The following is an 11,423-nucleotide window of genomic DNA, read 5'->3' on the forward strand; positions in this document are numbered from 1 at the left end:
ATCAATTTGGCACTGGCTTATCAAGCACCCTGTTGAGTTCTCAAAGAACAACCACACACCATCCAGAAGCCCCACCCAGTAGGACCCCCATCCGGGGCAACCTCTCTAACTTACCCGGCCCGATCTTCGCTGTCAACCTCGTATCCGAGGTGATCAACTTGGTTCGGCCCGATCCACGCTGACGCACGCCGTATCCGGCGGTCGTTTCTGTCGTGGGAAGCGGCAGACCGGCCGATCACCGCTCTCGCGGCCACCCGCCCGGCTCCCTGCCGGCTTTCGAACTCTACCCGGTCGGCTTCGCGATCGCAACCCCGTGTCTTCCGGAGTCACCCGCCCCGCCCGGTCCAGGCTCGTGTCAGGCTACAACCCGACAGACCCTGGAGCCATTCCCGCGGTTCCGGCCTTCGGGCTTTCGCCCGTTTCGTCCGTTCCCCGCTGACAGAGAGAAAGTTACGTGAACGCCCGGGAGAAGGCAAATCAACGGCCGTCAGTGGATCTTCGTAACGGCGCCGCCGAGCCGTCGGCCGGGTAGACAACCCCGCAGCAGGCATCCGCCGGCGGTCCCGCCGTGCCAGAGTGTCTGGCATGGATGACGTGTCAGGTCGCCCGATAGCTCCGCTCGCCGAGGAAGCGCTGCTCGGGCTCCTGCTGCCCTTCTGGCAGTTGGTCATCGGCGCGTTCGTGCTCTTCGTCGTCCTGGTGTCGCTCGGGCGGCTCGCCCGACGGGGCCCCTCCCGGATGACGACCGCCCTGCTCATCACCGCCGCGGCGATCGCCGGCTTCACCGTCGTCGGAGTACTCCTGGAGAGCTGACCGTCCTCACAGCCGCCGGTTCGCGAGGCTCGGCAACTCCGCCCTGATCGTCCGTAGCCGGTCCAGGTCCAGGTCGCCGACGGCGAGCCCCGGCCCGTCCGGCACCTGGCTCAGCACCGTCCCCCACGGGTCCACCACCATGCTGCGCCCGAAACAGGTCCGTCCCGGCTCGTGGTCACCGGTCTGGCCGGCTGCCGCCACGAAGCACTGGTTCTCGATCGCCCGGGCGCGCAGCAGGACCTCCCAGTGGTCCCGCCCGGTGTGCATCATGAACGCCGCGGGGACGACGAAGAGTTGCGCGCCGCCCTCGGTCGCGAGCTGCCGGTACAGCTCCGGGAAGCGCAGGTCGTAGCAGATCGACAGGCCCACCCGCAGGCCCTCGACGTCGACCACCACGGGTTGCTCCCCCGGCGCCACCGTCGCCGACTCCAGGTACGACACCCGGCCCGGGATCTCCACGTCGTACAGATGGATCTTCCGGTAGCTGGCGGCGAGGGCGCCCGTGCGGTCGAAGACCAGCGACGTGTTCCAGGTGTGCTCCGGATCGGGACCCGCCTCGTGGAAGGAACCGGCGACCACCCAGATGCCGAGCCGGCGAGCCACGGCGGCGAAGAACTCCCCCACCAAGCCGTCCACCGGCTCGGGCTCCGGCATGCCCTTCGCCGGGCCCAGGTAGTCCACGTACTCGGGGAGGACGGCGAGGTCGGCGCCGGCCGCCGCGGCCCGGGCCAGCAGGGCCTCGGCGGCGGCGAGGTTCGCCGCCCGGTCGTCGCGGGCGTGAGCTGGCAGACGGCGACGCGCATGGGGTTCAGCGTACGGACGGGCGGCGATCGACGACAGGGCTCAGAGGCTCGCCAGGACCAGCGCGCCGGCGGCGAACCCCAGACCGGCGACCTGCGCAGGCCGGAGCCGCTCCCGGTCCACGGCGAGCGCGAGGAGCACGGTGCTGGCGGGGTACAGCGCGGCGATCGCCGCCACGATGCTCAGGTGGCCACGGCTCGCCGCCGCCAGGTAGAGCGCGTTCGCCGCGGAGTCCAGCAGGCCGGCCGCTGCGGCCCAGCCGAGCACCCGGGGCCCGAGCCGCAGGCTCACCCCACTCCGCGCGGCCAGCGCGAGTCCGAAGCCGATCGAGCTGACCCGTACCGCCAGGACGGGCCACATGCCGGCGTCCTCGTCGGCCTGGCCGAGGAGGGCGAAGAAGACGCCGAAGAGCGTGCCGGCGCCGAGGGCCATGCCCACCACGCGCGGTGACACCGCCCCGGAGACGCCGCCCTCCCCGAGGCTGACCAGGGCGATGGCCAACACGGCGAGGCCGGCGCCGCAGAGCGCGAGGGTGCCGGGCGAGTGGGCGGTGACCAGTCCGGCGATGATCGGCACCAGGGCGGCCGTGATCGCGGTGATCGGCGCGACGACTGCCATCATCCCGCCGGCGAGGGCGCGGTAGAGCAGGACCACGCCGGCGGCGCGGCCACCCCGGCCGAGCAGGCCCCAGGCCAGGTCGAGGCGGTGGGGCGTGCCGGGCACCACCAGTACCAGCGCGAGCAGCAGGGGGACGCTCAGCAGCTGCGAGACCACCGTGACGGCGATCGGGTCGGCGCGGCGGGACGCCTTTCCGCCGGAGAAGTCGGCCGTGCCGAACGCGACCGCGGACACCGCTGCGAGCACAATGGGGAACATCCAGATGTCGTACCACAATATTAACCGCGAAGGATAGTGTGATGACCGACGCCAGTGCCGGGCGGGTGAGCGCGGTGACCTCCGCCGTCGCGCGGCAGGTCCGCGAACTGCGCGCCGCGCGCGGCTGGTCCTTCGAGGAACTGGCGGGACGGTCCGGGGTCAGCAAGGGCATGCTCGTGCAGATCGAAGGGGCCCGGACCAACCCGAGCATCGGCACCCTCTGCCGGGTCGCGGACGCCTTCGGAGTCAACATCGCCCACCTCCTCGAGCCGGCCGAGGAGAGAACCGTGCGGATCACCGCCGCCGGCGAGGCGCCGGTGCTCTGGCGGGGCGAGCACGGCGGGGCCGCCCAACTGCTCAGCGGCCTGGGCGAGCCGGACCTGGTCGAACTCTGGGACTGGCGGCTGCAGCCCGGCGAGACCCACCACTCCCCCGACCACCCCCGCGGCACACGGGAGGTGCTGCACGTCCTGACCGGCACGGCGACGGTCGTGGTCGACGGCGTCGCGCACGTCGTACGGGCCGGGGAGACGATCGAGTTCCACGCCGACCGGGGGCACGGCTACCGCAACGCCGACGACGAGCCGGTGCGGCTGGTGATGGTGGTCGTCACCCCGTCGGGCGAATGGGACCGGCGGACCCGCTCACGCCGACCGCGCCCGGAATGACCCCGGGCGCGGTCGGTACGGAGATCAGGCGGACTTCTCCTCGCGGTCCCGACGAGCCCGGCGACCGGTGAACTCGCGGGGCACGATCGTCGGATTGACGTTCTCCAGGACCACCTCGCGGGTGATCAGCACGCGGGCGGCGTCCGGGTTGCTCGGCACCTCGTACATCACGGAGAGCAGGACCTCTTCCATGATCGCCCGGAGGCCGCGGGCACCGGTGCCGCGGAGCATCGCCTGATCGGCGATGGCCTCCAGCGCCGGGGGCTCGAACTCCAGCTCGACGCCGTCCAACTCGAAGAGGCGCTGGTACTGCCGGACCAGGGCGTTGCGCGGCTCGGTCAGGATCCGCACCAGCGCGCTGCGGTCGAGGCTGCGCACGTTGGTGATCACCGGGAGCCGGCCGATGAACTCCGGGATCAGCCCGAACTTGAGCATGTCCTCCGGCATGACCTGGCTGAAGATGTCGTCGGTCGACCGCTCGGAGACCGACCGGAGCCGGGCGCCGAAGCCGGTGCCGCCGGAACCCGTCCGGGCCTCGATGATCTGGTCCAGCCCCGCGAAGGCGCCACCGCAGATGAACAGCACGTTGGTGGTGTCGATCTGGATGAACTCCTGGTGCGGGTGCTTCCGCCCGCCCTGCGGCGGCACGTTGGCGACCGTGCCTTCGAGCATCTTCAGCAGCGCCTGCTGGACGCCCTCGCCCGAGACGTCCCGGGTGATCGACGGGTTCTCCGACTTGCGGGCGATCTTGTCGACCTCGTCGATGTAGATGATCCCGGTCTCGGCGCGCTTGATGTCGTAGTCCGCGGCCTGGATCAGCTTGAGGAGGATGTTCTCCACGTCCTCGCCGACGTAGCCCGCCTCGGTGAGCGCGGTGGCGTCGGCGATCGCGAACGGGACGTTGAGCATCCGCGCGAGGGTCTGCGCCAGGTGGGTCTTGCCGCAGCCGGTCGGGCCGAGCAGGAGGATGTTCGACTTGGCCAGCTCGACGGCGTCGCTGCCGGAACCCGGCGCGCCGGCCGCCTCGGCCTGGATCCGCTTGTAGTGGTTGTAGACCGCGACCGCGAGCGCCTTCTTGGCCTGGTCCTGGCGACCACGTAGTTGTCGAGGAACTGGCAGATCTCCATCGGCTTGGGAAGCTCTTCCCACTTCACCTCGCCGGACTCGGCCAGCTCCTCCTCGATGATCTCGTTGCAGAGATCGATGCACTCGTCACAGATGTAGACCCCGGGGCCCGCGATCAACTTCTTGACCTGCTTCTGCGACTTGCCGCAGAAGGAGCACTTCAGTAGGTCGCCGCCGTCACCGATCCGTGCCACCTACGTTCTCCCTGCACTCGTCGGCCGGAACGCCGGCCCTGACCTGCGGGCGCCGCGCGCCCGTCCGTCTGTGTAGCCCCGCCGGTCCGACCCAGCGAAGCGGTACAGACCCGACGTTACCCGCTGGCGGAGGTTTCTCCGACCCCCAAAACGGGTGTGTCAGAGGTCGGCCGGGAACTCAGTCCACGGCCGACCTCCGACCCGGTGGTGCTCAGCTGCTGGCGTGCGCCGCCAGCAGGCCCTTCTTGCGGCTGGTGAGAATCGTGTCGACCAGCCCGTACTCCTTGGACTCCTCGGCCGTCATGATCTTGTCCCGGTCGATGTCCTTGCGGACCTGCTCGATCGGGCGGTTGCAGTGCCGGGAGAGCATGTCCTCCAGCTGGGTCCGCATCCGCAGGATCTCCCGGGCCTGGATCTCGATGTCCGAGCCCTGACCGTAGCCGCCCTCGGTGGCCGGCTGGTGGATGATGATCCGGGAGTTGGGCAGCGCCATCCGCTTGCCCGCGGTGCCGGCGGACAGCAGCACCGCCGCCGCGCTCGCCGCCTGGCCCAGGCACACCGTCTGGATGTCCGGCCGGACGTACTGCATGGTGTCGTAGATCGCCGTCATCGCGGTGAACGAACCACCCGGCGAGTTGATGTACATGATGATGTCGCGGTCCGGGTCGGTGCCCTCGAGCGTCAGCAGCTGGGCCATCACGTCGTTGGCCGACGCGTCGTCCACCTGGACGCCGAGGAAGATGATCCGGTCCTCGAAGAGCTTGTTGTACGGGTTCGACTCCTTGACCCCGTACGACGTGCGCTCCACGAACGAGGGGAGCACGTAACGGTTGTGCACGGCCGCGAACTGGGGCGGCAGGCTCAGATCGGTCATCGTCAGCTCCTCAGCTCAGGGTCCCGGCGCCATCCGGAACCTGGGCGGCCCCGATGATCACCTTGTCGATGAAGCCGTAGTCCAGGGCCTCCTGGGCGGTGAACCAGCGGTCCCGGTCCGAGTCCGCCTCGATCTGCGACTGACTCTGGCCGGTGTGGAAGGCGACCCGATCCTGGAACATCCGCTTGGTGTAGAGCATCTGCTCGGCCTGGATCGCGATGTCCGACGCGGTGCCGCCGAGGCCACCGGACGGCTGGTGCATCATGATCCGCGCGTGCGGGAGGGCGTACCGCTTGCCCTTGGTGCCCGCGCAGAGCAGCAGCTGGCCCATGGAGGCCGCCATGCCCATCGCCACGGTCGACACGTCGTTGTCGATGAACTGCATGGTGTCGTAGATCGCCATGCCGGAGTAGACCGAGCCACCCGGCGAGTTGATCCAGAGGTTGATGTCGCGGTCCGGGTCCTCCGCCGCGAGCAGCAGCAGCTGCGCGCAGATGCGGTTGGCGACCTGGTCGGTCACCTCGCTGCCCAGGAACACGATCCGCTCCTTGAGCAACCGGTTGTAGACCGAGTCGTCGAGGTTGCCAATGGTGTCGCCACCGCGGGCCTCGATCGCCCGGAGCGGCTTCGCTGGGATGTGCATGTCGGTCATGGCAGCCCTTCGCTCTCCGTACCGTCCTACCCGACACTAACCGCTCAGCCGGGGGGCGTACTCCCGGTCGGGGCACTGTTCGCTCTCAGCGCAGTTGTCCTGAAGACGTACCCCGGAAAGGGTTTCGGCCGCCGCCCACCGCGAACGCAGCGGACGGCGGCCAACCCGGTCGATCAGTGCTGGTGGTCGTGCTCGGCCTCGTTCGCGGCCCGCAGCGCGTCGAGGGTGACCTCGTTGCCGGCCGAGTCCTTGATCTTGATCTTCTCCATCACCGAGGCGAGCGCCTTGCCGCGACGGACGTCGCCGAAGACGGCCGTGGCGCGCCGGAGCGGACCAGCTGGTCGTAGTACTGCTGCGGGGCCATCCCGGCGCGCTGGGCGCGGTGGACGATCTCGTGACCGAACTCGTCGTCGGAGACCTGGACGTCCTCGGCGTCGGCCAGGGTGTCCAGCAGGAGCTGGATCTTGACCCCGTCGGTCGCCGCCTCGGTCAGCTCGGCGTCGATCTGCTCCTCGGTCTTCTCCTCGGCGGCGAGGTACTCCTCCAGGGAGGCGCCGATCCGCTCGAGCTGGTCGACCATGGCGGCCTTGCGGCTCTCGACCTCCTCGCGGACGACCCCCTCCGGGGCCGGCACCTCGGCGGCGGCGACCATCTGCTCGAGGGCCTTGTCGCGGGCCGCGTAGATCTGCTCGACCTGCTTGCCCCGGGTGACCCGCTCACGCAGGTCGTTCCGCAGCTCCTCGATGGTGTCGAACTCGCTCGCCATCTGAGCGAAGTCGTCGTCCAGCTCCGGCAGCTCCTTCTCCTTGACGGTGCGCACGGTCACCGCCACCTCGGCGTCCCGGCCGGCGAAGTCGCCGCCCACGAGCTGCGTGGAGAAGGTGGTGCTGTCGCCGGCGGCGAGGCCGACCACGGCCTCGTCCAGACCCGGCAGGAGCTGCTTGCTGCCGACCTCGTGCGAGATGTTGGTCGCCGAGCCGCCCGGCACGTCCTCGCCGTCGACGGTGGCGTTCAGGTCGATCTGGACGTAGTCGCCCTCCTGGGCGGCCCGCTCCGCGGTCTTCAGCGTGGCGAACCGCTCCCGCAGACCCTTGACCTGCTCGTCGATCTCGCTGTCGTCGACCTGGATCTCGTCCACGGTCACCTCGATGGTGGCCGGGTCCGGCAGGGTGATCTCCGGGCGGACGTCCACCTCGGCGGTGAAGTTCAGCGAGTCACCGTCGTTGAACTCGGTGATCTCGACCTCCGGGCGACCCAGGGTCTTCAGGTCGTGCTCGCGGACCGCGGCGAGAATGTTCTGCGGGATGGCCTCCTGCACCGCCTCGTTGAGGACGGTGCCCCGGCCCACCCGCTGGTCGATCACGGCGGCCGGCACCTTGCCCCGGCGGAAGCCGGGCACCTGCACCTGCGAACCGATCTCCCGGTACGCCTTCCTGAGGCTCGGCTCGAGCTCGACGAACGGCACCTCGATGGCGAGCCGCACGCGCGTCGGGCTCAGAGTCTCGACGGTGCTCTTCACAGGCGTACTCCTTGACGGATCTCAGTTGAATCTGGGCGTGTTTGCGCGCATCGAGTGTAGGCGAGCCGGCAGTCTGCTTCGGCAGCGCCCGGGTACCGCGCGGAAAATCGGCGGTTCCCGGGCGACCCGGCCGCGGACGACAGTCGGGGTGGCGGGATTTGAACCCACGGCCCCTCGCTCCCAAAGCGAGTGCGCTACCAAGCTGCGCCACACCCCGTGGCGACGAGAAGTGTATGCCGTCGGCGCCCACCGGACGTCCCGGGGCCGCATCGACCCGCCGCCCCGGTCACGGGGCTCCCGACGGGCGGGCCTCGCCGCCCACCGCGGCAACAGGCGGGAAACGGTGGTCTCCGAGCGCCGGGAGGCCGCTGTCTGCCGCAGGTCGTGCGGATCTCGGCAGGGCGCCGGGCGCTTCGGCGGCGGTACGGGCGGTACGGCGCTGCGCGGGCGGGACGGGTATTGGGTAGGCTGTCGGCGCGTCTCGTCACCGCGGGGCGCTCGCGGGCGTAGCTCAATGGCAGAGCTTCAGTCTTCCAAACTGACGGTGCGGGTTCGATTCCCGTCGCCCGCTCCACCCACGAAGGCCCAGGTAGACCGCATGATCGCGGCACCTGGGCCCTTCCATTCTCCCCCATTTGGGATCTTGCGTGCCATCCGCGTGCCATTGGTTCCCTAACGGTCGCTCTGCTGGCACGATCGCTGCTGTGGAGTGGTGGCACGCCTCGCTAGCCGATGTGCGCACGACGGCCAAGGCGGAATGCGGCCGCCGGGGCTGGCCGTGGCAAGAGCCAGTGCGAGTGAGCCGTAGCCTCTCTGGATTCAGGGTCTGGACGAATCTCGGGGTAAGGGACAACAACCCCTGGTTCCTCCTAGACAGGGACGGCCGAATCGTCAAGGCCGGGTACGCCAGGCGAAGACCAGCGGATCGGTAGGGCAGCTCCGAGACTGGCGTCACGCCTGGCCGCCTCCTGCCCGCCGAGTCGTGGTGGCAATCCGGCGATCGATGGCGAACGCGATCTCGCGGTCGCGCTCGCTGGTGGCGTGCTGGTAGATCAGGGCGGCGCGCATGGTGGCGTGTCCCATGCGGTGCATGAGCTCCCGGGTGCTGGCCCCCGCTGACGCGGCGAGCGTGTTGCCGGTGTGGCGTAGGTCGTGGAAATGGAAGCCAGCCAGGCCCACCGAGGCGACCGTCTGGGTCCATCTGACGGCGCGCCCGAAGTTGCCGGAACGCAGCGGCGCCCCTTCGCGCCGGTGAAGACGAGGGCCTCTGGGCCGTCGTTGGCGTACTCGGCCAGGTGCTCGCGCAGTGACTCAACCGCGGCCGCCGGCAGCGCGACGACCCGGACCCCGGCGGCCGACTTGGGCGGCCCGAACTCCAGACGATCCTTCAGCGCTGCCAGCTTGCGGGGCACCCGCACGGTCGCGGCGTCAAGGCGGCCCGCAAAGCGGGCGCGCCGGCCCGGCCCCGGCCTGCTGGCGACCTCCGGCCGGCATCGGCCGGGCGGCCGGCCACGCTTGGGGACGACCAGGACCTTGAAGACCTCGGGGCTCCGCCCCGAACCCCGGCCCTCCTCAGAGATCGGCCGCGGATCACCTCGCCGGGCACCACAAGGGCTACCAGCCTCCCCGGCCGGGCCAAGGTCGTTCGTCCGGTAGGGCGCTCCACCTTGTCCCCGTCCGGGGAGCTGGACGGTCTACGACTGCCGACGAGGAGATCCGCACATAGCGCCCTAGCGAATGCACGTGAACAGCGGCTGGTCGGCGCCGAGAAAGACGCTGTTGCCCAACTCGTCGAACGGTGCCGCAGGGGCATACCGCTGGGCGAAGAGCACAGCGCTTTGCTGGGTAGCTTCGTGCGCCCTGACGAACACTGCGTCCTTGCGCTGCCCATCAAGCGTGAGGTAGCCGTCCCACGCGAGGGTGCAGCGATCCGCGTCGACGACCTCGGCAAGATGCTTCTCGCCGGCTGTCTTTGAGTCTTCGTACGTGTCGGTGACGAACCGGACAAGCTCCCGGCTGTCGCCACGCTCGATGATCGCGAAGGGAAGAATCGGGCCGCCGTCTGTCACGCGAACGCGAGAGATGGCGAGGTCGAGCGTTGTATACGCCAGGTCCAGCAGTTCGGTGCTGAGCTCTTCGAAGTTCATCCCACCTAGCCCACCAGCTCGTGCGCCACGTGAATCATCCTGCGCCCGCCACATCCAATCAGCAGGCCCCGGGTCCCGTACAGCCATGCGTGCCATCCACGTGCCAGTAGCCGGTACCCAGGACGGTCACCAGGGGGCACGAACAGTCATCCACGACCTTCCTCGACCTGGCCCACCAGGGCCTTGTCGGCCGTGATCTTCGTCCTTCCAAACTGACGGTGCGGGTTCGATTCCCGTCGCCCGCTCACCCAGATGGCCCAGGTCGACGAGTGCCCGACCTGGGCCAATTTCATGTCCGCTGCTCGGGCCGGCCGTGCCATCCGCTCGTCAGTCCCGCTGGAGCACCAGGCCGTTGCCGGCCCGCTTCGACGGAAGGCGCGCAGGGCCCTCGTCCAGGTGACGCACCCGTTTGCGCATGCATCGACCATGGTCGGGCGCGGCGGCGCGGGCTGCGTACGATGCGGGGCCGGACATCCCGCTCGTCAGGTGGAGGTAGCGACCGATGTCAGGCCAGCAGGACGGCTTCGCCCTCGGCGTCGACCTCGGCACCTCGAACACGGTGGCGGTGCTGCGCCGGCCGGACGGGCGGACCCGGCCGCTGCTCGTCGACGGGCAGCCGATCCTCCCCTCCGGCGTGTACGCCGACGCGGACGGCCAACTGCACGTCGGCCGGGACGCCCAGCGGCTGGCCCAGGTCGACCCGGACCGGTACGAGCCGAACCCGAAGCGCCGGGTCGACGAGGCGGCGGTCCTACTCGGTGACCGTCGACTCTCCCCCGCCGAACTGCTCGCCGCGGTCCTGTTCACCGTCGCCGAGGCGGCGGTCGGGGCGGTCGGCTTCCTGCCGCCCGCGGTCGTCACCTGCCCGGCCACCTGGGACGCCGACCGGCGGCAGGTGCTCGCCGACGCGCTGGCGCTGGCCGGCTGGCCGTCGGCGGCCGAACACACCATGTCCGGTCCCATCCCGCCGGGGACCCGGCTGCTGCGGGAGCCGGTGGCCGCCGCCCGGTACTACACCGAGGTGCTGCGCCGGCCGGTGCCGGTCGGGGACGCCGTCGCCGTCTTCGACTTCGGCGGGGGAACCCTCGACGTGGCCCTGGTACGCAACGAGGGCGCGGACCCGTGGGGCGACTCCGGCTTCACGGTCGTCTCCTGCGGCGGCCTCGACGACCTGGGCGGCCTGGACCTCGACGCGGCCCTGGTCGAGCTGCTCGGCGAGCGGATCGCCGCCGCCCACCCGGCCGAGTGGGCTCGGTTGACCCAGCCGCAGAACGCCACGCAGTGGCGGGACCGGCTCCGGTTCCTGGAGAACGTCCGGGGCGCCAAGGAGATGTTGTCCCGCGCCACGGTGGCGCCGGTGGCCGTGCCGGGGGTGGAGGCGGCGGTGCCGCTGACCCGGGAGGAGCTGGAGGGGGTGGCGACACCGCTGCTGCGCCGCGCGGTCACCGAGACCCGGCGGGTCGTCTCCGCCGCCGGGCTGACCCCCGAACGGCTCGCCGGCCTGTTCCTGGTGGGCGGCTCGTCCCGGATCCCGCTGGTGGCCCGGCTGCTCCACGCCGAGTTGGGTGTCGCGCCGACCGTGCTGGAGCAGCCGGAACTGCCGGTCGCCGAGGGCGCGCTGACCGACCTGCCGCTGCGCCGCACCGGCGCGACGCCCGTGCCGCGGGTCCCGGTCCCGGACTCCCCCGACGGCGGCCCGACCCCGCAGCTTCTCGGCGCCGGGGCGCCGGCCACACCGCTTGCCGGCCCCGCCG

Annotated in this window: 8 protein-coding genes, 2 tRNA genes and 3 pseudogenes; 4 read left to right on the forward strand and 9 right to left on the reverse strand. The window is 70.5% G+C overall.

The annotated features are described in order from the left end of the window. Nucleotides 1-585: 585 nt before the first annotated feature. A complete protein-coding gene (locus JNW87_RS26535; RefSeq protein ID WP_109804303.1) occupies nucleotides 586-813 on the forward strand; it encodes a hypothetical protein in 228 nt (75 codons plus the stop codon). Between the two features lie 6 nt (nucleotides 814-819). Here the strand turns inward: JNW87_RS26535 and JNW87_RS26540 are convergent. Both JNW87_RS26540 and JNW87_RS26545 read right to left on the reverse strand, forming a co-directional pair. After that, nucleotides 820-1,616, reverse strand: a pseudogene (locus JNW87_RS26540) (carbon-nitrogen hydrolase family protein). 40 nt (nucleotides 1,617-1,656) lie between these two features. Beyond that, the gene (locus tag JNW87_RS26545; protein ID WP_238454631.1) at nucleotides 1,657-2,490 is read right to left on the reverse strand and encodes a DMT family transporter; all 834 of its coding nucleotides are present in this window, start codon (nucleotides 2,488-2,490) and stop codon (nucleotides 1,657-1,659) included. A 41-nt stretch (nucleotides 2,491-2,531) separates the two neighbouring features. Here JNW87_RS26545 and JNW87_RS26550 point away from each other — a divergent pair, with 41 nt between their 5' ends. Beyond that, nucleotides 2,532-3,158, forward strand: coding sequence for an XRE family transcriptional regulator (locus JNW87_RS26550; RefSeq protein WP_109804301.1), 627 nt, complete (start codon nucleotides 2,532-2,534; stop codon nucleotides 3,156-3,158). Nucleotides 3,159-3,182: 24 nt separating this feature from the next. Here JNW87_RS26550 and clpX read toward each other — a convergent pair. From clpX to JNW87_RS26575, 5 genes and pseudogenes are all read right to left on the reverse strand, one after another. Beyond that, nucleotides 3,183-4,477: pseudogene (clpX, locus tag JNW87_RS26555) on the reverse strand (ATP-dependent Clp protease ATP-binding subunit ClpX). A gap of 211 nt (nucleotides 4,478-4,688) precedes the next feature. Next, nucleotides 4,689-5,351 carry an ATP-dependent Clp protease proteolytic subunit gene (locus JNW87_RS26560; protein WP_109804299.1) on the reverse strand — a complete coding sequence of 221 codons (663 nt, stop codon included), beginning with the start codon at nucleotides 5,349-5,351 and terminating at the stop codon, nucleotides 4,689-4,691. A 10-nt stretch (nucleotides 5,352-5,361) separates the two neighbouring features. Then, nucleotides 5,362-6,003: an ATP-dependent Clp protease proteolytic subunit gene (locus JNW87_RS26565; protein WP_109804298.1), complete on the reverse strand. Its 642-nt coding sequence runs from the start codon at nucleotides 6,001-6,003 to the stop codon at nucleotides 5,362-5,364. Between the two features lie 173 nt (nucleotides 6,004-6,176). After that, nucleotides 6,177-7,522 (reverse strand): annotated as a pseudogene (gene tig, locus JNW87_RS26570) (trigger factor). Between the two features lie 143 nt (nucleotides 7,523-7,665). Next, a tRNA-Pro gene (locus JNW87_RS26575) sits at nucleotides 7,666-7,739 on the reverse strand. Between the two features lie 283 nt (nucleotides 7,740-8,022). Between JNW87_RS26575 and JNW87_RS26580 the strand changes: the two genes are divergently transcribed. Beyond that, nucleotides 8,023-8,096: transfer RNA gene (locus tag JNW87_RS26580), tRNA-Gly, on the forward strand. A gap of 377 nt (nucleotides 8,097-8,473) precedes the next feature. Here the strand turns inward: JNW87_RS26580 and JNW87_RS26585 are convergent. Together JNW87_RS26585 and JNW87_RS26590 are read right to left on the reverse strand one after the other, a co-directional pair. After that, nucleotides 8,474-8,755, reverse strand: a complete 282-nt coding sequence (locus JNW87_RS26585; RefSeq protein ID WP_201749879.1) for a tyrosine-type recombinase/integrase — start codon at nucleotides 8,753-8,755, stop codon at nucleotides 8,474-8,476. Between the two features lie 497 nt (nucleotides 8,756-9,252). Further along, the gene (locus tag JNW87_RS26590) at nucleotides 9,253-9,669 is read right to left on the reverse strand and encodes a hypothetical protein (RefSeq protein ID WP_109804296.1); all 417 of its coding nucleotides are present in this window, start codon (nucleotides 9,667-9,669) and stop codon (nucleotides 9,253-9,255) included. 502 nt (nucleotides 9,670-10,171) lie between these two features. On the opposite strand from JNW87_RS26590, the gene JNW87_RS26595 reads away from it, so the two are divergent. Then, nucleotides 10,172-11,423: Hsp70 family protein (locus tag JNW87_RS26595; RefSeq protein WP_238454632.1), on the forward strand; the 1,252-nt coding region annotated here is incomplete at its 3' end.

It is taken from the genome of Micromonospora sp. ATA51 (assembly GCF_016802855.1).
Lineage (GTDB): Bacteria > Actinomycetota > Actinomycetes > Mycobacteriales > Micromonosporaceae > Micromonospora > Micromonospora sicca.